General features: G+C 73.1%; 16 protein-coding genes. 11 read left to right on the plus strand and 5 right to left on the minus strand.

Going from position 1 to position 20,693, the window contains the following annotated elements:
• Positions 1-56: 56 nt before the first annotated feature.
• Entirely contained in the window at positions 57-1,109 is a 1,053-nt protein-coding gene (locus tag KGD83_RS28155) for a D-alanine--D-alanine ligase family protein (RefSeq protein ID WP_212641905.1), read from the minus strand.
• Positions 1,102-2,310, minus strand: coding sequence for an alanine racemase (gene alr / locus KGD83_RS28160; protein WP_212641906.1), 1,209 nt, complete (start codon positions 2,308-2,310; stop codon positions 1,102-1,104). Before alr ends, KGD83_RS28155 begins: the two co-directional genes overlap by 8 nt.
• A 101-nt stretch (positions 2,311-2,411) precedes the next feature.
• On the opposite strand from alr, the gene KGD83_RS28165 reads away from it, so the two are divergent.
• A complete protein-coding gene (locus KGD83_RS28165; protein ID WP_212641907.1) occupies positions 2,412-3,068 on the plus strand; it encodes a response regulator transcription factor in 657 nt (218 codons plus the stop codon).
• Positions 3,069-3,557: 489 nt separating this feature from the next.
• Positions 3,558-5,918: a trehalase-like domain-containing protein gene (locus tag KGD83_RS28170; protein ID WP_212641908.1), complete on the plus strand. Its 2,361-nt coding sequence runs from the start codon at positions 3,558-3,560 to the stop codon at positions 5,916-5,918.
• A gap of 113 nt (positions 5,919-6,031) precedes the next feature.
• On the opposite strand, the gene KGD83_RS29060 is transcribed toward KGD83_RS28170, so the two are convergent.
• Together KGD83_RS29060 and KGD83_RS28180 are read right to left on the minus strand one after the other, a co-directional pair.
• Entirely contained in the window at positions 6,032-6,634 is a 603-nt protein-coding gene (locus tag KGD83_RS29060; RefSeq protein ID WP_212641909.1) for a hypothetical protein, read from the minus strand.
• Between the two features lie 262 nt (positions 6,635-6,896).
• On the minus strand, positions 6,897-7,493 hold the full coding sequence (locus tag KGD83_RS28180; protein WP_212641910.1) for a GNAT family N-acetyltransferase: 597 nt from the start codon (positions 7,491-7,493) through the stop codon (positions 6,897-6,899).
• 215 nt (positions 7,494-7,708) lie between these two features.
• On the opposite strand from KGD83_RS28180, the gene KGD83_RS28185 reads away from it, so the two are divergent.
• The 5 genes from KGD83_RS28185 to KGD83_RS28205 all read left to right on the plus strand — a co-directional run bounded on the left by KGD83_RS28185 (position 7,709) and on the right by KGD83_RS28205 (position 14,633).
• Complete coding sequence (locus tag KGD83_RS28185) at positions 7,709-8,824, plus strand: winged helix DNA-binding domain-containing protein (protein ID WP_212641911.1); 1,116 nt, start codon at positions 7,709-7,711, stop codon at positions 8,822-8,824.
• A gap of 118 nt (positions 8,825-8,942) precedes the next feature.
• Positions 8,943-10,904, plus strand: coding sequence for a hypothetical protein (locus tag KGD83_RS28190; RefSeq protein ID WP_212641912.1), 1,962 nt, complete (start codon positions 8,943-8,945; stop codon positions 10,902-10,904).
• A gap of 207 nt (positions 10,905-11,111) precedes the next feature.
• Positions 11,112-12,131: a DedA family protein gene (locus tag KGD83_RS28195; RefSeq protein ID WP_212641913.1), complete on the plus strand. Its 1,020-nt coding sequence runs from the start codon at positions 11,112-11,114 to the stop codon at positions 12,129-12,131.
• Positions 12,132-12,329: 198 nt separating this feature from the next.
• On the plus strand, positions 12,330-13,733 hold the full coding sequence (gene lpdA, locus KGD83_RS28200; RefSeq protein ID WP_212641914.1) for a dihydrolipoyl dehydrogenase: 1,404 nt from the start codon (positions 12,330-12,332) through the stop codon (positions 13,731-13,733).
• A gap of 186 nt (positions 13,734-13,919) precedes the next feature.
• Entirely contained in the window at positions 13,920-14,633 is a 714-nt protein-coding gene (locus KGD83_RS28205) for a hypothetical protein (RefSeq protein WP_212641915.1), read from the plus strand.
• 74 nt (positions 14,634-14,707) lie between these two features.
• Here the strand turns inward: KGD83_RS28205 and KGD83_RS28210 are convergent, their stop codons facing one another.
• Positions 14,708-16,312, minus strand: a complete 1,605-nt coding sequence (locus KGD83_RS28210) for an OmpA family protein (protein ID WP_212641916.1) — start codon at positions 16,310-16,312, stop codon at positions 14,708-14,710.
• A 340-nt stretch (positions 16,313-16,652) separates the two neighbouring features.
• Between KGD83_RS28210 and KGD83_RS28215 the strand changes: the two genes are divergently transcribed.
• The 4 genes from KGD83_RS28215 (at position 16,653) to KGD83_RS28230 (ending at position 20,619) form a co-directional block, all read left to right on the plus strand.
• Entirely contained in the window at positions 16,653-18,296 is a 1,644-nt protein-coding gene (locus KGD83_RS28215; RefSeq protein WP_212641917.1) for a molybdopterin-dependent oxidoreductase, read from the plus strand.
• Positions 18,297-18,372: 76 nt separating this feature from the next.
• Positions 18,373-19,023, plus strand: coding sequence for a fasciclin domain-containing protein (locus KGD83_RS28220; RefSeq protein WP_212641918.1), 651 nt, complete (start codon positions 18,373-18,375; stop codon positions 19,021-19,023).
• Between the two features lie 247 nt (positions 19,024-19,270).
• The gene (locus tag KGD83_RS28225; RefSeq protein ID WP_212641919.1) at positions 19,271-19,882 is read left to right on the plus strand and encodes a sigma-70 family RNA polymerase sigma factor; all 612 of its coding nucleotides are present in this window, start codon (positions 19,271-19,273) and stop codon (positions 19,880-19,882) included.
• Positions 19,879-20,619 carry an anti-sigma factor gene (locus tag KGD83_RS28230; RefSeq protein WP_212641920.1) on the plus strand — a complete coding sequence of 247 codons (741 nt, stop codon included), beginning with the start codon at positions 19,879-19,881 and terminating at the stop codon, positions 20,617-20,619. The genes KGD83_RS28225 and KGD83_RS28230 overlap by 4 nt, the downstream gene beginning before the upstream one ends.
• The last annotated feature ends 74 nt before the right edge of the window (positions 20,620-20,693 follow it).

The following is a 20,693-nucleotide window of genomic DNA, read 5'->3' on the forward strand; positions in this document are numbered from 1 at the left end:
CGGGGGCCCGCCACGCGCGTGGCGGGCCCCCGCGTTCCCCGGGGCGGGCGCGGCCCTCAGGCCAGCGCGGTCCGGATGAGGCTGTCCAGCAGCTCGGGGTACTCCAGGCCCGCCGCCCGCCAGATCTGGGGGTACTGCGAGTGCGCGGTGAACCCGGGCAGGGTGTTGACCTCGTTGACGACGGGTTCGGTGCCGCCGCGCAGGAAGAAGTCCACGCGCAGCAGACCGGAGCAGCCGACCGCCTCGAACACGCCCAGGGCGAGGTCGCTCAGCTGCGTCCGGAGCCCGACCGGCAGGTCGGCGGGGATGTCGAAGACCGCGTCGCCCCCGTACTTGGTGTCGTAGTCGAAGAAGCGCTCCGCGTCCGCGACCCGGATCTCCAGCGGCGGCCCGGCCTTGAGCGCGCCGTCGGGCAGTTCCAGGACGGCCAGGTCGACCTCGCGGCCGACGACCGCCTCCTCCACCAGGACCTTGGTGTCGAACTCGCGCGCGGTCTTGACGGCGGCCTCCAGCTCCGACCAGTCGCCTACCCGCGTCACCCCCAGGCTGGAGCCGCTGCGCGCGGGCTTGACGAACACGGGCAGACCCAGCTCGGCGCGCTCCTGCGGCGAGACATCGTCGTCCGGTCCGCGCAGCACCACGTCCCGAGCGACCGGCAGCCCGGCAGCGCGCAGCAGCGTCTTGGTGGTCGCCTTGTCCATACCGGCGGCGCTGGCGAGCACGCCGTTGCCCACGTAGGGCACTCCCAGGAGTTCGAGCATCCCCTGGATCGTGCCGTCCTCGCCGTAGGGGCCGTGGATGACGGGGAAGACCACGTCCGCCTCGCCCAGCGCGAGGATCGCCTCGCCCAGGCCGTCGCCCGTACGCCGCTCCCCCTCGCCGCCGGGCTCGGGGGTCAGGGCCAGCAGGCGCTCGGCGTCCAGCGCGGCGGGGTCGTCGGTGTCGGTGCCCACCACCCACGCCCCGGCGCGCGTGATCCGCACCGGGACGGCCTCGTACCGCTCGCGGTCCAGGTGGGCGAGAACCGACAACGCCGACGCGCACGAGACGTCGTACTCCCCGTTGCGTCCACCGAAGACGACGGCGACGCGTGTCCTTGCCTCAGGCACTCGATCTCTCCTTGCTCGGTACGCGCGGCACGGGCCGCGCCAGGTCCTGGTGGAGGCGGGGCACTCGCGCGCCCACGCCGGTGAGGATCTCGTGGGGGATGGTTCCGGCCCAGTCGGCCCACTCCTCGACGGTGGGCTCGCCGCGGTCGCCGGGGCCGAACACGACCACCTCGTCGCCCTCGCGCACGTCCACGCCGCCGACGTCGACCACGAACTGGTCCATGGCGATGCGTCCGGCCACGGGGCACCGCCGTCCGGCGATCCACACGTAGGCCCGGTCCCCCGCCGCCCGGGGTACGCCGTCGGCGTAGCCGAGCGGAACGAGGGCGAGCAGGCTCTCGCGCGAGGTGGTGTAGGCGTGGTGGTAGCTGACACCCGTCCCGGCGGGGACCCGGCGGACCATGGCCACCCGGGCGCGCAGGGTCATGGCCAGGCGCAGGCCGAAGCGCCTGCCCTCGACGGGCTCCACTCCGTAGAGGCCGACACCGGCCCGGACCAGGTCGAAGTGCGTGGCGGGTTCGTTGAGGATCGCGGCCGTGTTGGCCAGGTGCCGCAGCGACGGGTCGAGCCCGGCCGCGCGCGCCTGGGAGAGCGCCCCCTCGAAGGCGGTGACCTGCTGCGCGGTGGTCGCCGCGCCGGGCAGGTCGGCGGAGGCCAGGTGCGACCAGACGCCGCGCACCCGGACCAGGCCGTCCAGTTCCAGCACGCGGGCCAGACCGACCAGTCCGGGCCAGGCCTCCGGCGGCGCGCCGTTGCGGCTCAGCCCGGTGTCGGCCTTGAGGTGGACGTGCGCGACACGGCCCGTGCGCACGGCGGCGTCGGCCACGGCGCGCAGGTGGCCGACCGAGGGGACGGACAGGTCCACGTCGGCGGCGACGGCGGAGTCGAAGTCCTGGTCCGCGCGGTGCAGCCAGCACAGCACGGGGGCGCGCAGCCCGGCGCGGCGCAGGGCGAGCGCCTCCTCCAGTGAGGTCACGCCCAGCCAGGTCGCTCCGGCCTCCAGGGACGCGCGGGCCACCTCCACGGCCCCGTGGCCGAAGCCGTTCGCCTTGACGACGGCAAGAATTTCGGAATTGGTCCGCTTTGCCATGAACCGTACATTGTGGGCGATCGCGCTTATATCAACGAGGGCCTCACCCAGGGGCGAGGCCGGGTGTCCGGGGACGTGGAGCGAGCGCTCCCCGGGGTCGGTCGACGGCATGACCAAGAAGTAGACACGACGCGCTGTGAACAGAATGTGAGCGCCGCCCCCGCTCCGCCCCGGAAGACGCCCGCCGAGCGCGGAGGGAGAAGGAAGAGCGTATGAGGGTCTTGGTCGTGGACCACGGAGAGGACCCCGCACAGCCGACCGCCTCATGGCTGCGGGAGGCCGGTTTCGCCGTGGACACCGCCCCGGACGGGGAGACGGCGCTGTACAAGCTCGCCGTCAACGAGTACGGGGTCATGCTGCTCGAACGGACGCTGCCGGGGCTGAGCGGGAACGAGGTGTGCCGCGCGGCCACCACCCTGCACGGCCAGGTGCGGGTGCTCATGGTGAGTTCTCCCACCAGCCCCAAGGAGCGGCTCGCCGGTTTCGAGCTGGGCGCGGACGACTACCTCATCAGGCCCCTCGACCGCGAGGAGATGATCGCACGGGTCCGCGCCCTGGCCCGGCGGCCGGGCCGGGCCGAACCGCCGGTTCTGGAGCGGTCGGGCCTGCGGCTCAACTCCACCCGCTACGAGGCCTCCCGCGACGGCAGGCCGCTGCACCTGTCGCCCAAGCAGTTCGGGGTGCTGGAGGAGCTGCTGCGCGCCGACGGCGCCCCGGTGTCGGCGGAGGCGCTGCTGGAGAGGGTGTGGGACGAGAACATCGACCCGTTCACCACGATCGTGCGCGTGACCATCCGCTCCCTGCGGCGCAAGCTGGGCGCCCCGAACCCCATCCAGACCGTGCCCCGCGTGGGTTACCGGCTGAGGTGACCCGGATCCCGGGCGGGACGGGGACCGCCGGGCCGGGCGGTGGCCGGGGGGCCGCCGCCGAGCGCCGACGTGTCCCATCGCACGTCCCTCGCCGACGGAGAGCACGCGCTCCCCTGCGCCGCCACGATCCTTCGCGACGGTGGGTGATCACAGGCTCGTCCGAGTCAGGTTCCGCGGCCTTTGCCCTTTTTTGCGACTGATTCGTGACCTGCATCACTGGAATCTGAGGTCGCAGGTACCGGTGGGACGCAGGTAGTCTCGCGTTGACTTCTTGCGGACCGGATCTTTGCGTTCGGCACCACCTCTCGCCCACGCACACGTGAAGAGCTCCTGAGGATCCCTCTGACGTCCCCGGAAGTCCCATCCCGCGCCACAAGCCCTGGGCTCACCTTTGTGCACACCCCTACCAGCGTGAACCAGAAGCATGCGCGCGGATTCCTACAGATCATCCGATTCCCCAGGTCAACGCGGACCAACGGAGGAGGCAGCGTGACGGTCACCCAAGCGGTCGAAGCGGTTCCGGGCGTCCCGGAGGACACCGCTCCCGCGCTCATGCCCGTGGACGTCCGGCAACGCGTCTCCGCCCTCGCCAGAACCTCGCGGCTCCTGGTCGCCTGCGACTACGACGGCGCCCTCTCCACCGTCGACCCGGCCGACCGGCGCCCGCTGCCGGAGGCCCTGCGCGCGCTGCGCGACCTGGCCGACCTGCCCGGCACCGTGTGCGCGGTCATCTCCGGCCGCCCCCTGCGCGACCTGGCCGCGCTCTCGCGCCTGCCCGCCGAGGTGCGCCTCGTGGGCGCCCACGGCACCGAGTTCGACACCGACGTGACCGTCGATCCCGACCACCGCACCGCAGACTCGCCCTCGGACAAGGCCGCCGCCCTGGAGCTGCTGCGCGACCAGGTCGAGGCCACCGCCATCCTCTACATCGGCGGCGGCGAGGGCGAGGAGCCCGTCTTCATGCGGCTGACCGGCGCCGACGCGGGCGTGCGGGTCGGCGAGGGGCCCACAGTGGCCTCCCACCGCGTGGCCGACACCCCGACCGCCGCGGCCCTGCTGTCCGCGCTGGCCGCCGAGCGCCGCTTCTGGGTCTTCGGCGAGCGCCCCACGCCCATCGAGCGCATGTCGATGCTCTCCAACCAGGGCTCCGTGGCCCTCGTCGGCCCGGACGCGCGCCTGCTGTGGTTCTGCCACCCCGAACCCGACTCGAACGCCGTGTTCGCCGAGGTCCTGGGCGGCCGTCAGGCGGGCGTGTTCGCCGTCGCCCCCGCCCACGGCGGCCGTCCGCTGGGCCAGCGCTACCTGCCCGGCACCATGACCGTGCGCACCCGCTGGTCGCGCATGGACGTCACCGACTACCTCGCCCACGGCACCCCGCAGGGGCGCACCGACCTGATCCGGGTGATCAGCGGCGTCACCCCGGCCACGGTGGAGTTCGCCCCCCGGCCCGACTTCGGCCGCGCGCCGGTGCGCATCACGCCGCGGGAGGACGGCCTGCTCGTCGAGGGGGCCGACTTCCCGATGGCCCTGTACTCGCCCGGCGTGGAGTGGGAGATCGACCACGACGGCGTCTCCGACATCGCCCGCGCGGTCGTCCACCCGCGCTCGGAGCAGCCCGTGGTGCTGGAGCTGCGCTGCGGCACCGACTCCCTCGTGCGCGGCACGCTGCCCGAGTCCGAGCGCCAGCGGACCTCCGGCGAGCACTGGTCGCGCTGGCTCGACGGCCTCACCCTTCCCGACACCGCCCAGCAGCTGGCGGCGCGCTCCGCGCTCACCCTGCGCGGCCTGTGCACCCCCTCCGGGGGCGTGATGGCCGCCGCGACCACGTCGCTGCCCGAGGAGATCGGCGGCGTCCGCAACTGGGACTACCGGTACTGCTGGCTGCGCGACGGCGCCCTGACCGTGCAGTCGCTGGTCTCCCTGGGCTCGACCGCCGAGGCCGAGGAGTTCCTGGACTGGGTGCACCGGGTCGTGGACTCGCTGCCCGGCCCGGAGACCCTGCGCCCGCTGTACTCGCTTCGGGGCACCAACCTGGGCCCGGAGGAGGTCATCGAGTCGCTGTCCGGGTACGCGGGCTCGCGGCCGGTGCGGATCGGCAACCTGGCCGACCACCAGGTGCAGCTGGACGTGTTCGGCCCCGTCGTGGAGCTGATCGAGAAGCTCTCCTCGGTGCGCGGCACCCTGGCCGACCGCGACTGGGACCTGGTGCGGTCGATGGCCGAGGCGGTCGCCCGCCGCTGGCACGAGCCCGACCACGGCATCTGGGAGGAGCGCGACGAGCCCCGCCAGCGCGTCTACTCCAAGGTGATGTGCTGGTTGACCCTGGACCGCGCCGTCGCCCTGGCCCGCGTCTACGGCCGCGAGGTGGACCCGTCCTGGCCGGACCTGCGCGACGGCATCGCCGCCGAGGTGCTGGACAAGGGCTGGAACGAGGAGGCGCAGGCCTTCACCACCGCCTACGACGGCACCGACCTGGACGCCGCGTCCCTGCACATCGGCCTGTCCGGGCTGATCGACCCGGCCGACGAGCGCTTCCAGGCCACCGTGACCGCCGTGGAGGCGGAGCTGCGCAGCGGCCCGACCGTGTACCGGTACCACCGCGACGACGGCCTGCCGGGCGGTGAGGGCGGCTTCCACCTGTGCACGGCGTGGCTGATCGAGGCCTACCTGCTGACCGGCCGCCGCGCGGAGGCGGACGAGCTGTTCAAGCACCTGGTGGACTGCGCCGGACCGACCGGGCTCATCCCGGAGGAGTTCGACCCGGTCACCGAGCGGGCGCTGGGCAACCACCCGCAGGCGTACTCGCACCTGGGCCTGATCCGCTGCGCCCAGCTGCTCGACCGGCTCTGAACAGGGACCGCCGGGGCGTCCGCGGCGCGCTCCCGGGCCCGTGGGGGCCGTGGGAGCGCGTCGGCGGGCGCCCCTTCGCCGTGGGACGGAGCCGCGGCGTCCGGCGGGGCCGGTCAGTGACCGGCGGGACCCGCCTGACCGGGGTGCCCGCCCTGGCCGGGGTGATCCGGATACCCGCCGGGGCCGGGGTGGCCGGGCTGTCCGCCGCCGTCGAGGTGTCCGCCGTGGCCCGGCTGGCCCGGGTAACCGCCCTGGCCCGGGTAACCGCCCGGGAGGGGCTGGTATCCGGGGTCGGTCACGCGGAACCACTCCTGGGCGCTCTCGGTCCGGATGAGCAGCAGGATGACAGCCATCAGGACCACGCCCAGGGCCGGGTTGGACGCGTCGGTGAGCAGGTTGAGGAGCGCGCTGGCGAACCCCAGTGCCACGACGACGAGCACGAGCGTGCGCGCCCTGTTCCCGCCCTTGCCCAGGGCGACCACGACGTAGACCTCGAAGGCCGTGAGGGCCAGGCTGAAGAGCAGGATGGCCGCGAGGCCGCCCACCCCCATGTCCATCTCCGCCTCGACCTGCGCGCTGGGCAGGTTGGCGAGTGCGACGAGGCCGATCAGGGCCAGGGAGTAGATGACGGCGGCGAGCACGATCCTGATGATGAGGATGACGCGGACCGCCTTGAGCGGGCCGGGCATCGGGGGTGCGGGAGTGTGGGGGTTCACGGGGCAGAAGCCTTCCCGGTCGGGGTCGTGAGCGGGACGAGGGATGTTTCGTATCTACGACTTCCGCGGGGCGGAAACGGTTCCCTCCCGGGCTGGAACAGTGTTCGGCCCGCGACCGCAGAGCGGGCGGCTCCCAGGGGATGGGAGCCGCCCGTGACACCGGGGGGCGGTGTTGAATGTGGTGTCTTCCCTTTGTCGGGCCGCCTAATCATCCGCCGGTCCGGACGCTGGCGGGAGGGCCCGTCCGCAGCGGACGCGGACCTCACCGGAAGCGCGGGCCCTCCTCAAGGCGCTCGCGCACACCGGGCCACTCGTTGCGCAGCACCGAGTAGTACACGGCGTCCCGGCGGCGCCCGCCCGGCATGACGTTGTAGCTGCGCAGGACGCCCTCCTCCGTGGCGCCGATGGAGCGCAGGCCGCGCCGGGCCCGCTCGTTGAGCACGTCGGTCTTGAACTCGACCCGCTCCGCGCCCATCTCCTCGAAGGCGTGCCGCAGCAGCAGGTACTTGGACCAGTGGTTGATTCCCCGGCCCCTGAAGTCGCGCCCCAGCCAGGAGCTGCCGACCTCCAGCCGCAGGTCGGGCTCGGACATGTGCCCGTAGCTCATGCTGCCCGCGATGCGCCCGCTCGCCTTGTCGGTGACGGTGAACGTGGAGCGCTCCCCGCCGTCGCTGGCGGCCAGGCAGGAGTAGAAGAACCGGACGAAGCTCGCCTCGTCGTCCACACGGGCCACGAAGTGCGTCCAGATGTCGGAGTCCATGGCCTGTTCGCGCCACCCCTCGCGGTCCGTCTCCACGAGGGGAGTGAGCAGCACGTGCTCGTTCTCCAACCGGACACGCGACTGCTCGGACCACGACATGGGCACTCCTCCGGTGTACGGCGTTATGTCCGTTGCGGATTGTAGTGTCGCCCCCCGGACCGCCAGTCGAGTGGGGTACCCCACACGGCCGCCGCCCCGCCCGCCTCCCGTCCGCCCTCCGGGGACGCACCGGGCCGCCTCGCGCGCGGCGCCCGCCTGTCGGACCCGGCCGGTAGTGTGCCCCGACCGACCGGCAATCCTGGAGGAGCCGAGCGATGGCCGCCACCGACACCGTCCTCTCCCGGCGCGCGCTCAACCGCGCCACCCTCGCCCGCCAGTTCCTCCTGCGGCGCGTGGACCGTCCGGTGACCGAGGTCGTCTCCCACCTGGTCGGCCTCCAGGCGCAGACCACGCACACCTGGTACGTCGGGCTCCAGAACCGGATCGAGGACCCGTCCCCCGAGGACGTCGGCCGCCAGCTCACCGACGGCGAACTCGTCCGCGCCACCCTCATGCGCGGCACCCTGCACCTGGTCACCCCCCAGGACTTCCGCGCGCTGCGGCCCACGGTCCAGCCCGTCATCGCCAGCGGCCTGGCGCACAGCGCTCACGGGAAGGCCACCGCCGGAATCGACCTGGACGCCGTGGCGGACTCCGGGCGCGCCCTGCTGGTGAAGGAGCCGCTCACCCCCGGCGAGCTGGGCGCGCGCCTGGCCGAGCGGTGGCCCGGCGTCCCCGGCGACGACCTGTCCTACGCGGTGCGCTCCCTGCTGCCCGTCGTCCAGATCCCCCCGCGCGGGGTGTGGGGCTCCTCCGGGCCGCCCGCGTTCGCCCCCGCCGACACCTGGACCGGTCTGGCCATGGACGCCGAGCCGGACCCGGAGGCGCTCGTGCTGCGCTACCTGGCCGCGTTCGGACCGGCCACCGTGAAGGACGTGCAGGCCTGGTCGGGGCTGACCCGGCTGCGCGCGGTGGTCGACCGCCTGCGCGAGCGGCTCGTGGTCCTGCGCGGCGAGGACGGCGCCGAGCTGTTCGACCTCGCCGACGCCCCGCGCCCGGGACCGGACGTCCCGGCGCCGGTCCGCTTCCTCTACGACTTCGACAACGTGCTGCGCGGCCACGCCGACCGCGGCCGGATGCTCTCCGCCGGGGATCTGGGGCGGCTCGCCTCCCGCAACGGGACGCCGCCCGCCACGGTCCTCGTGGACGGCCGGGTGCGCGGCTCCTGGAAGGTGGTCCGCGCCAAGGGGACGGCGGCCGTGGAGGTGACGCCGTTCCGGCCGATCGGGGCCGCCGACCGCGAGGAGGCCGAGGCCGAGGGGCTGCGGCTGCTGGCTTTCCTCGCGCCGGAGCGCGACGCGCACGAGGTCCGGTTCGCGTCGCCCGACTGACCGCCGCACGTACCCGTGGACGCGGACGGATCCTTCCCGACGGGGTTCTTCCGGTGTCCGAGATCGACGCGTGTGACCGGACCACGGACACTACGTGTGGGTATGGAAGGATTCACAGGTGACCGATGAGTTCCGTGCCGCGTTCCAACGCGTGCTCGACACCGCAGCCAGCCAGGCACCCGCGTTTCCGGCGGCCGTGCACGACGTGTTCCGGCTGTCCTCCCAGGTGCCCGTCGAAGAACTCGCCATCGCCATGGAGGCGCTGGCCCCGGTCCTGGGCGACAGTGAACCCGTCGCCGGGATCGCGGCCGACCTCGCCGTCCTGGCCGGCGCACTCGTGGAGGCCGGAGCGCCCGCGGGACAGGTGGGACTGGAGGTGCTGCGCCAGCTGGGAAGTTACGGTCAGGCCGCGGTCGCCTTCATGCACGCGTGGGACAAGACCGGCGGCGGACAGCTTCCCGCGCCCAACGACGTGTCGGCGGCCGACGAGCAGCGCGTCGAGGAAGTCCTCGGGGAGAACGCCCCGCTGGCCACCGTGGGCTGGTGGACGTCCCTGCGCTACGGGCTGGCGGCCAAGGCCATGCTGGGCGACCCCGGGGTGCGGGCGGCCGTGCGCGCCGACTCCAGCGCCCTGGAGGGGCTGACCCAGATCGTGCACGCGCTGTCCACACAGCTCAGCGAGTTCGTCGAGGTGAACGAACTGCTGCGGATGGCGGAGGCGAGCACGCTCCTGGTACTGGACCGGACCTCGCGCCGGGGCTTCCAGGTGCGCTTCGACGGGATCGGCGACAACTTCCAGCTGCACACGCTGCTCGCGGACGCGCTGATCGGCAAGGAGGGGCGGCTGGTGCCCGGCACCCGGCCCGACCCCCGCTGGACCGCCGCGTGCCTGGACGCGCCGGTGGACCCGCTGGCGGACGTGGTGCGCGGGGAGTGGGACCTGGTCGGCGGCGACGGCACGTGGGTGGGCAACGAAGCCCTCCCCGGGGACATCCCGCTGGTCGACGGCACGCGGGTGCTGGTGCTGGAACCGCAGTCGCTCAGCCACTCCTGGCGGGCCGGGCGCAGGCACCCGCACATCCCGGGGTCTCTGGAGGTGCTGGAGGAGCTGCGCCACGAGGACGCGGCCGCGTGGTGGACGCGGATCCACATGGCCGGTTCGGTGCGCCATCCGATGGCGCCGCCGATCGAGCACGACGAGACCGGGACCCACCGGACGCAGGCGCCCCGCCACTTCGGTGTGGCCGCGCACTTCGCCGAGGTGGACTCGGGTCCGATGTCGGCCTCGTTCCGGTCGCTGGAATCGGAGGCCGATGACGACCTGCTTACCGGGGAGACCGGCGCCGCGGCCGAGCCACCGCAGTCCCAGCCGGAGCCGTGGGGGACCCCGTCACAGGACCGGAGCGAGCCGTCCGGGGCCGAAGCGCCCGAACCCCAACCCCGGGCCGCCGACCCGCTGCCCTCCCGGACGTCTTCGGAACCGCCGGAGGCCCCCCGGTGCGGGGACCCGCTCGCGGACCCCTTCTCGGACCCGCTCTCGGGTCCGCAGGAGCCCTGGCGGCCCGGAGGGGCGGTGGAGGGGCCGGACTCCTGGGGCGCCGCGGAACCCGCGGAGCCGATGAGCGAGTGGCGCAGCCCCGAGCCGCTGGGCTTCCGGACCCCCACGGAGGCCGACGAGGGTGCGGACCGGGGCCAGCCCTGGCCCCTGGCCGCTTCGGAGAACTCCTGGAGCGCCGCGGAGCCGATCGGCGAGTGGCGCAGCCCCGAGCCCCTGGACTCCCGCCCCTCCGCGGAGCCCGGGGGCCGGGCGGGCCAGGACCGGTCCTGGCCCGCCGCGCCGGAGGACCCGCTGGGCGCCTGGGGGCGGCCGGAGTCCCCGGAGGACGGGGCGGCGGCCCCCGCCCAGCCCCTGGACGCGGCGGATCCGGCGGAGGCGGAGAACACGGCGGACTCCGGGGACGACGGCGACGGCAAGCGCCCCGGCGCCCGTCTGCTGCCGCCCATGCCGCCGGGCGTCTCGGACAGCTGGGCGTGGGCTCCGGGCTGGAAGTGGCCCGCGCCTCCCGGCTCGTCCGACTGAGCGCGGCCCTCGGCCGGGGAGGGCTTCCCCGGCCGCGGACGGGATGACGGCCACGGGTGGGGGTACGGTGTTCGGCGCCGCCCCGCCGGACCCCGTACCGGTAGCGCCGTATGACAGGTGTCATGCCGCGGCACCGGCGGCTCTCACACCGACCCGGTGACTCCTGCCTCTGGGGGCGGGCCTCCCCGGTCGGCCAAGCTTGGGGGTATGACGACGTTGAACAGCGACCGCCCCGGCACCGACGCGCGGTCCGGAGCCGGAACGGGTTCCGGGTCCGGAAACGGAACGGGTACCGGCTCCGGGTCCGAGTCCGCGGCCGTGTCCGGGACCGCGCACACCGGCGAGGACTCCCCGCGGGCGGGCGGCGCGCCCCTGTCGGCGGAGGAGCGCAAGGCCGCCGAGAGGGAGGCGCAGAAGGAGGAGGCCCGGGCCGCCCTGCGCGCGCTCAAGCCCTGGGAGGGCAGGGCGACGCGGCAGGACAAGGCGCTGATGGCCGCCTTCGTCGGCGTCCCCCTCCTCTTCATGGCGCTGACGCCGCTCAAGCCCTTCCTGATCGCCCACCACCCGGTCCTGCTGGAGTTCGTCACCGGCAGCAACGCGGCGGTCGGCGCGGCCGCGGCGTTCGCGCGGATCGGGGAGATCCCCCTGTGGCTGGTCGTGGTCGCGGGCGTCGTCGGCAAGGTGAAGATCGACTGGCTGTTCTGGTGGGTCGGCAGACGCTGGGGCCGCGGTTTCGTCAACCTCATCGCGCCGGGCGACAGGGCGCAGCGCTTCGCCGACCGGGCGCAGGACATGAGCCCGTGGATCATGCCGGTCGCGCTCGTCCTCAGCTACCTGCCGGGCATCCCCACCGTGTTCGTCCTCGTCATCGCGGGCTGGACCGGGATGCGCCTGGTGCCCTTCCTCCTCCTGGACGCCCTCGGGGCCCTGGTCCTGACCGCGTCCGTGGCCTCCGTCGGCTACGCGGCGGGCCAGACCGGGGTGGACATCGTCCTGCTGGTCGACAGGTACGCCCTCTGGTTCACCCTGGGCATCGTCGTCGTCATGGCCTTCGTCCCCGTGTTCAAGCAGAACCGAGCCCGGAAGCGGGCCAAGGCCGCCGAGGGGGCCGGGGCCGCCGAAGGAGCCGGGGCCGCCGAAGGAGCCGGGGCCGCCGAAGGAGCCGGGGCCGCCGAAGGAGCCGGGGCGGCGCGGGGCGACGAGGGGGTACAGGACCCCCGGGACTGACACCGCGGACCGGGACCTCCCTCGACCGAACGCGCGCGACCCCCTGTGAACAGGCGCTTCCACGGAAAGTACCGTGAAGGAAGCGACTGGTCACCCACGTGCCGGGGGCGCCCGACTAGGCTGGCGTTCGGCAATCCGACAACCCGGGCAAGCCGACTGCGCTGGGTGCGTCACAAACACACTCAAGGAGATCCCGTCATGGGACAGCGACACTTCGATCTGGTGGTTCTCGGCGCGGGCCCCGGCGGCTACGTGGCCGCCATCCGCGCCGCCCAGCTCGGCCTGAAGACCGCCGTCATCGAGGAGAAGTACTGGGGCGGGGTCTGCCTCAACGTGGGCTGCATCCCCTCCAAGGCGCTGCTGCGCAACGCCGAACTCGCCCACCTGTTCCAGAACGAGGCCGACTTCTTCGGCATCAAGGTCGAGGGCAGGGTCGAGTTCGACTTCGGCAAGGCGCACAGCCGCAGCCGCGAGGTGGCGGACGGCCGGGTCAAGGGCGTCCACTACCTGATGAAGAAGAACAAGATCACCGAGCTGAACGGCCGGGGCACCTTCACCGACGACCACACCGTCGAGGTCAGCGGCGAGGACGGCGCCACCGAGACCGTCACCTTCGACCACGCGGTGATCGCGGCGGGCTCCTCCACCAAGCTGCTGCCCGGCACAGAGCTGTCCGAGCGGGTCGTCACCTACGAGGAGCAGATCCTCACCGACACCCTGCCGGAGAGCATCGTCATCGCCGGTGCGGGCGCCATCGGCGTCGAGTTCGCCTACGTCCTGGCCAACTACGGCGTGGACGTGACGATCGTGGAGTTCCTCGACCGCCTCGTGCCCACCGAGGACGAGGAGGTCTCCAAGGAGCTGGGCCGCGCCTACAAGAAGCTGGGCGTCAAGGTGATGACCTCCACCCGCGTGGAGTCGGTCGAGGACACCGGCGAGGGCGTGCGCGTCACCGTGAGCAGCGGCGGCAAGGAGCAGACCCTGGAGGCCGACAAGCTCCTCCAGGCCATCGGCTTCGCCCCCAACGTGGAGGGCTACGGTCTGGAGAAGACCGGCGTGGAGCTGACCGACCGGGGCGCGATCGCCATCGACTCCCGGGGGCGCACCAACGTCCCGCACGTCTACGCGATCGGCGACGTCACCGCCAAGCTGATGCTGGCCCACACCGCCGAGGCCATGGGCATCGTCGCCGCGGAGACCATCGCGGGCGCCGAGACCCAGGAGATCGACTACCGGTTCATCCCGCGCGCCACCTACTGCCAGCCGCAGATCGCCAGCTTCGGCTACAGCGAGAAGGAGGCGCGGGAGGCGGGCTTCGACGTCCAGGTCGCCAAGTTCCCGTTCATGGCCAACGGCAAGGCGCACGGCCTCGGGGACACGCGCGGTTTCGTCAAGATCCTCTCCGACGGCAAGTACGGGGAGTTCCTCGGCGCGCACATGATCGGCCCGGACGTGACCGAGCTGCTGCCCGAGCTGACCCTGGCCCAGCAGTGGGACCTGACCGTGCACGAGGTCGCGCGCAACATCCACGCGCACCCCACGCTCAGCGAGGCGGTCAAGGAGGCCGTGCACGGCCTGGCCGGTCACATGATCAACATGTGACGCGCCGGCGCCCCGGGCCCCGCCGTCCCGGGAGGGCGGCGGGGCCGCGCCGTACCCGCGCGGGCGCCGTCCGCCGGAGGCGGGCGGCGACCCCTGCCTCGGGCGCTCCGCGGACTTGCTAAGTTTCGTGTGTCCCCGCCGGATCCCCACCCCGAACTCCGGCGCTCCCCCGACCGAAAGCCATCCATGCGCCTGATCCCGTCCACCCCCCTGTCGTGCCTGGGCACGGCCGCCGCCGTCGCCGTCGTCGGCGGGTTCGTCCTCGTCGGCTTCGGCGTGATCGACCTCGACGAGTTCGAGATGGACCTGTCCTTCGGAGACGGCGTGGACCTGCCCTTCGGGGACGGTGAGGAGGCGCCGGAGCAGGAGGCCGGGGCCTCGCCCGGTCCCGAGGAGGAGCAGGCGGAGCAGGCCGCGCCGGAGTACGGGCTGCCCGAGTCGTGCGCGGCCGCCGGCGCCGCGGAGGTGGTCGGCGAGCTGGCCCCGGGACAGGTTCTCACCGAGGAGGTCGGTGAGGTGGAGGGCGTCGACGGCGCCGAACAGGTCGTGTGCTCGTTCAGCGACGGGAGCACCGGACCCGGCGCCTCCTCGTTCACGCTGGTGTTCACCCTGAACGCCGACCCGAGCGCCAACCCGGACGTGGTCCGGGTGCCCGGGGAGCAGGAGCAGATGAACTGGGAGGTGGACATCGACGTGGACGTGGACACCTACCACACCGAGGAGTCCGACTCCCTGGGCGGCGACCTGGAGTACGTGGGCACCGTGGACGGCTCCAGCCGCCACCTGTACCTGGCGCTGCCCGACGAGCTGTACGTCACCGCCATCGCCTACGGCGGGGAAGTGCCGCGCGAGGACCTGGAGCGGGTGGTCATGCTGGCCGCCGAACGCATCCGGGGCTGACCCGCGACGCGAACGACCGAGGGGGCCGCCGGTGGGCGGCCCCCTCGCGTGTGCGGGCGGTTCGGTCCGGCCCGCTAGTACTCCACGGGGATCTCCTCGAACTCACCGAACGGGCCCGCCCGCAGTGTCAGCTCCTCCACGTCCACCGGCGGCGCGGGGAAGACCGCGACCAGGCTGTAGGTGTTGTCGGGCTGGAGCGTGTGGACCTCCTCGGCGAAGCTGCTGTAGCGACCCTCGCCGAAGTCCATCTGGGCCACGTAGCGCACCAGGCCGCTCTCCGGCTCCAGCAGTTGGAAGCCGCCGAGCGTGCCCTTGTTGAACTGCTCGGGGCCACCCGCCTGGATGGCCTCCTGCCCGCCCATGTCGGGCATGGTCGGCTCGTCGGTGGTGTTGGTCAGCGCCACGGTGCCGACCACGTACGCGCCGTCGCGGCGCAGCGGGTAGACCTCCAGGCGCACCCCGTCCAGCTCTCCCTCGGCCACCACGGACCCCGGGTCGTCGTCGTAGGGCGCGGGCCAGGTGACGTTGCGCTGGGCCGCGCCCAGGGCGTCGTCGTCGTACTCCTCCTCCTCCGTGGTCTCCACGGTGGTGTTGAAGACGTAGGAGAACTCCACGCGCCGGTTGCGCGCCCGCGCCTCGTCGTCGTCGGGGCCGCCCTCGCGGGCGATCGGCTCGTGCTCGCCTCGGCCCTCCACCTCCAGGGTGTAGTCGGTGCCCAGCTCCTCGGCGAGCAGGTCGCGCACGCTCTCGGCCCTCTGAACCGACAGGTTGTCGTTGTAGGCGTCGTCGCCGATGCTGTCGGTGTGGCCGATGACCGTGATGACGGGCTCGTCGGGGTCGACGTTGCGGGCCAGGCTGGTGGCCGCGCGGCGCACCACGTCCTCGGCCTCGGGGGTCAGGTCCGAGCGGTCGAACTCGAACATGACGTCGGAGTGCAGGGAGATGATCTCCCGGTCGCCGTCGCGGGTGGTGGAGGCGATCTCGGAGTCCACGAAGCTCTGCACCCAGCCCTCGTCGGCCACGGCGTCCTCGTCCGGGCGGCGGTTGGCGAAGGTGAGGCTCTCCCCGCTCGGCGGCGGGTCGTCCGGGGTGAGGTGGTCGGCCCCGTTGGGGTCCTGGGGGTCGGCCCGCTCCTCCTCCACGTCCACGACCGGGATGCCGGTCATGGCCCCGAGCCCGCTGCCGACGAACGTGACCTGCCGGACCTCGTCGGGCAGGCGCGGGAAGTAGCGCACGTACTCGTTGGTGACCCCGTCGTGGACCGGGTAGAGGCCGTCCTGGTTGGGGCTCTCGGAGCCGTACTTGAGGCCCTCCTCGTCCAGGAACTGCCGGTAGACGCGGCCGGTGAGCGGATCGACCAGGGTGTGGGCCATGCTCATGTTCCGGTTGGGCCCGGTGAACTCGTCGAGGTAGGTGACCTCGTAGTACATGACGGTGTAGTCGTCGGTGCGCTCCAGACCGGTGACGGCGAAGCGCATTTCGTTGTCCCGGCCGGTGTCCTGGAAGATGCGGCCCTCGCGGACGTAGGGGAACTCCTCCCTGACCTCGGGCGGGCCCGACGCGCTTCCGAAGGTCTCGGACCACCAGTCGGACACCCCCTCGGTGACCGTACAGCCGCTGAGCAGGAGGCTGCCCGAGACCGCCAGCGCGACCAGGGGTAGGGGCGACTTCCTCGCCATGTGGGGGAACTCCGATCGTTGAGGAGACGTACGGGCAATATCCTCCTGTACGCGTGGGGCGGAACCGACCGCCCTGCCCGCTGTTGGCGGGTTACGTCCGCTTGGCGGCCGGTGCCCGGCGCGGGGCGGTCCGGTCGGCGCGGGACCCCCGGACGGGTCCCCGACGGATGACGGGCGCGGGTCCCGGCGGGGGCCGGGACCCGCGGTGGACGGGCGGCGGACGCGCGAGGAGTGCCCCGGCGCCTGTCTGCGGCACCGCGCCACCGCAGGTCAGGGACTTCTTCGCGCGGACCGAAAAAAATTCCGCGGAAACACCCATCCGCCCCCGCGTCGGCCCCGAATGACCGACGTGACCACCGAGACACGCGGGAACACCCCGCCACGCGACAGGCGACGGGTCGTCGTCGGATCAGTCGTGGGGCTGCTCACGGTCGGCGCCTCACTGGGCGCGGCCGAGCTGGCCGCAGGACTGCTCCGCACCGTGTCTCCGGTGATCGCCGTCGGCGACACGGTCGTCGACATCACACCGCCCTCCCTGGTAGAGGCGGCGATCGATCTGCTGGGCAGAGCCGACAAGGTCGTGCTCGTGGCCGGGATCGTCGCCGTTCTTCTGGGTGTCGGGGCCGTACTCGGCACGGCGTCGCTCCGGCGGCCCGTCGTCGGGTACACGGGGTTGGCGGTGTTCACCGCGGTCGGGCTGGCCGCCGTGCTTCCGCACCGCTCCGACGACCCGGGCGCCCCGGTGCCCGTGCTCGTCGGGGCGGTGGCGGGGGCTCTGGCCCTGGCGCTCCTGGTGCGCGGCGCGCGCGGGACGCTCCGGCCCGAAGCGGACTCCGGACCACAAGGGATGGGCGATCCGAGGACACCGGCGGACGCGGAGGAGGCTCCTGCCCCTCCCGTGGCCGGATCGGACGGGGGCCCGGGCAGACGCGGTTTCGTGCTGACCGCGGCGGGCGTCCTGGCCGTGTCCGGCGCCGCCGGTGTCCTCGGGCGCCTGCTGCCGACCCTCGGAGGCGGTGCGGGCTCACGCTCCGCCCTCACCCTTCCCGCGGCGGCGAACCCGCTGCCGCCGCTGCCCGCCGCGACCGAACTGGGCGTTCCGGGGCTGACGCCCTTCACCACGCCCAACCGGGAGTTCTACCGGATCGACACCGCCCTCACCGTTCCCCGGCTGGACTCCACCCGGTGGACGCTGAGGGTGCACGGGATGGTGGACCGCCCCTTCGAGATCGACATGGACGAACTGCTCGCCGAGGAGCTCGTCGAGGCCGACATCACCATGACCTGCGTGTCGAACCAGGTCGGCGGCGACCTCGCGGGCAACAGCCGCTGGCTGGGTTTCCCCCTGGCCGACCTACTGCGGCGCGCGGGCGTGCGGTCCGGCGCCGACCAGATCCTCAGCACCTCCGACGACGGCTGGACCTGCGGCACGCCGACCGAGGTCGTCATGGACGGGCGCGACGCGCTCCTGGCCGTGGGCATGAACGGGGAGCCCCTCCCCCACGCGCACGGTTACCCGGCGCGCATGGTCGTCCCGGGCCTCTACGGGTTCGTCAGCGCCACCAAGTGGGTCACCGACATCAAGCTGACCCGCTTCGCCGACGAGCAGGCCTACTGGGCGCAGCGTGGCTGGGCGGTGCGCGCCCCCGTCAAGACCATGTCCCGCGTGGACGTGCCCGCGCCCCTGAGCCGGGTGGACTCCGGAGAGGTCGTCCTGGCCGGAGTGGCCTGGGCCCAGCACCGCGGGGTCGACGCCGTGGAGGTGAGGGTGGACGGAGGCGAGTGGCAGCGGGCCGAACTCGCAGCGGTCCCGGGCATCGACACCTGGGTCCAGTGGGTGGCCGAGACCACCGTCGAACCCGGCCAGCACTCCGTGGAGGTCCGGGCCACCGACGCCACCGGGGCCACCCAGCCCGCCGAACGGGTGGACCCCGTGCCCGACGGCGCCACCGGCTGGCACGGCATCCGGTTCACCGCCGAATAGGCGCACTCCTCGACCAACACCGGCGCAAGTCGGTGACGAGAGCAAACAGAAGTTAACCAAGTTGAAGGAGAAAACAATGATCCGCAAGAGCAGCCTCACCATCACGGCCGCCGCTGCCGCGCTCGCCTTCGGTCTGACCGCCTGCGGCGGCGACATGGGCGGCGAGGAGGAGGCCACCGAGGAGACGCCCACCGCGAGCGAGTCCGAGAGCGGCGACATGGGCGGAGAGGAGGGCACCACCGAGATGGCGGGCGAGAACTTCGGTTCCGGCTGCGCCGAGGTGCCCGCCGACGGCGAGGGCAGCTTCGAGGGCATGGCGGACGACCCGGTCGCCACCGCCGCGTCCAACAACCCGGTGCTGTCCACGCTGGTGACGGCCGTGACCGAGGCCGACCTGGTGGACACGCTCAACTCGGCCGAGGACATCACGGTCTTCGCCCCGGCCAACCCGGCGTTCGAGGCGATCCCGCAGGAGGACCTCGACGCGCTGCTGGCCGACCAGGAGCAGCTCACCGAGGTGCTGACCTACCACGTGGTCGAGGGCCGCCAGACCCCGGCCGACCTGGAGGAGGGCACGTTCACCTCGCTCCAGGGCGGCGAGGTCACCACCGAGGGCTCCGGCGAGGACTTCACGGTGAACGGCGAGGCGTCCGTCATCTGCGGCAACGTGCAGACCGCCAACGCCACGGTGTACATCATCGACGGCGTGCTGATGCCCGCCGAGTAACTCCGGCACGGTACGACCCCCGGGCGGTCCGAGCGTTGAGGCCGGGCCGTCCGGGACCAACAGCGCCCCCGAGGGCACACGGGGCTCCGTGGACTCCACGGGGCCCCGACGGGCGCACTGCGCAGGAACAGCCGAACGGTACGGCTGACGTGCGATTCTGGAGGGGTCGGGATCCTTCGGGGCACACCCGGCCCCGTCCAGCGCACGGACGGGGCGAGCGACGCAGGACCACCAGGAAGAGGAGCGGATGGACGAGCACGCCGCGATACCCCGGGGCCCCCGCGGGTCGGAGGCGGAGCCGCCGGTTCCGCCTGCCCAGCGGCTCACGGAACTGCTCCGCCAGGTGGCCCGGGGCGATGAGGGCGCGTTCGGCGAGGTGTACGACCTGGTCATCCCGTCGGTGTACGGGCTGGTCCGTCGTGTGCTGCGCGACCCCGCCCAGTCCGAGGAGGTCGCCCAGGAGGTGATGGTGGAGGTGTGGCGCACCGCCTGCCGTTACGACGAGCGGCGCGGCAGCCCCCAGGCGTGGGTGATGACGCTCGCGCACCGCCGGGCGGTGGACCGGGTGCGCTCCGAGCAGGCCGCCACCGACCGCGAGGCCAGGGTGGCGGCGGCGAGCACGCAGCGCCCCTACGACGAGGTGGCCGAGGAGGCCACGAACCGTCTGGAACGCGAGCGGGTGCGGCGCTGTCTGGACACGCTGACCGAACTCCAGGGCCAGTCAGTGCGTCTGGCCTACTACGGCGGATACACCTATCGTGAGGTGGCCCGCCTGCTTTCGACGCCGTTGGGCACCGTGAAGACGCGGATGCGCGACGGTCTGATCCGGCTACGGGACTGCTTGGGGGTGGAGTGGTGAGGAGGACACTGGGCCAGGACCCGCACATCCTCTCGGGAGCCTACGCCCTGGGTGCCCTGTCGCCGAGCGAGAGCATACGGTTCGAGGACCACCTGGCCGAATGCGACTCCTGTGTGCAGGAGACGCGCGGTTTCACCGAGACCGTCTCACTCCTGGGCACCGCGGCCGCCGGTACGCCGCCCGCCGAACTGCGCGGGCGCGTGCTGGAGGAGGTGGCGCGCACCCGCCAACTCGCGCCCGCTCCCGAACGCCTGCCGGCGCCGCGCCGGAGTCGCTGGTCCTGGGGTCTGGGACTGGTGCTGGCCGCCTGCCTGGCCGTCGTGGTCGCGCTGGGCGCTGTCGTCGTCGACCAGGTGCGCCAGGTGCGCGACCTGCGGGAGAACGAGCGGCAGATCGCGGCGGTGCTCTCCGACCCGAACGCCGGCTACACCACGGCCGAGCCCATGGAGGGCGTGTCCGTGACCGTGGTGCACTCCGAGAGCAGCGGGCGGCTCGTGTTCAGCGCCCACGGCCTGGAGCGTCTGGAGGACGAGGACTACCAGCTCTGGCTGACCCGTGACGACGGCAGCGTGTACTCGGCCGGGGTGCTCTCCGTGGACGATTCGGGCTTCGTGCTCCCGGTGCTGGCCGCGCCGCAGGACGAGGCCACCGGGGGCGTGGCCGTCACCGTCGAGCCCGAGGGCGGCTCCGAGCAGCCCACCTCCGATCCGCTGATGGCGATGCCCTTCGAGGGCTGAGGGCCGGTCGCCGTCCGGCCCCGGCCGGGCGGCGACCGGTTTCACGCCGGTCGTCGGACGGCCGATGACCGGTC

Origin of the sequence: Nocardiopsis akebiae, from assembly GCF_018316795.1 — a bacterium.
Taxonomy (GTDB): domain Bacteria; phylum Actinomycetota; class Actinomycetes; order Streptosporangiales; family Streptosporangiaceae; genus Nocardiopsis; species Nocardiopsis dassonvillei.

Bases quoted from the DNA above. Each gene is read 5' to 3' on its own strand.
- KGD83_RS28180 (WP_212641910.1), bottom strand. From the start codon at position 7,493: ATGTCGTGGTCCGAGCAGTCGCGTGTCCGGTTGGAGAACGAGCACGTG.
- KGD83_RS28205 (WP_212641915.1), top strand. From the start codon at position 13,920: ATGCGCCTGATCCCGTCCACCCCCCTGTCGTGCCTGGGCACGGCCGCC.
- KGD83_RS28165 (WP_212641907.1), top strand. From the start codon at position 2,412: ATGAGGGTCTTGGTCGTGGACCACGGAGAGGACCCCGCACAGCCGACC.
- alr (WP_212641906.1), bottom strand. From the start codon at position 2,310: ATGCCGTCGACCGACCCCGGGGAGCGCTCGCTCCACGTCCCCGGACAC.
- lpdA (WP_212641914.1), top strand. From the start codon at position 12,330: ATGGGACAGCGACACTTCGATCTGGTGGTTCTCGGCGCGGGCCCCGGC.
- KGD83_RS28210 (WP_212641916.1), bottom strand. From the start codon at position 16,312: ATGGCGAGGAAGTCGCCCCTACCCCTGGTCGCGCTGGCGGTCTCGGGC.
- KGD83_RS28195 (WP_212641913.1), top strand. From the start codon at position 11,112: ATGACGACGTTGAACAGCGACCGCCCCGGCACCGACGCGCGGTCCGGA.
- KGD83_RS28185 (WP_212641911.1), top strand. From the start codon at position 7,709: ATGGCCGCCACCGACACCGTCCTCTCCCGGCGCGCGCTCAACCGCGCC.
- KGD83_RS28225 (WP_212641919.1), top strand. From the start codon at position 19,271: ATGGACGAGCACGCCGCGATACCCCGGGGCCCCCGCGGGTCGGAGGCG.
- KGD83_RS28215 (WP_212641917.1), top strand. From the start codon at position 16,653: ATGACCGACGTGACCACCGAGACACGCGGGAACACCCCGCCACGCGAC.
- KGD83_RS28220 (WP_212641918.1), top strand. From the start codon at position 18,373: ATGATCCGCAAGAGCAGCCTCACCATCACGGCCGCCGCTGCCGCGCTC.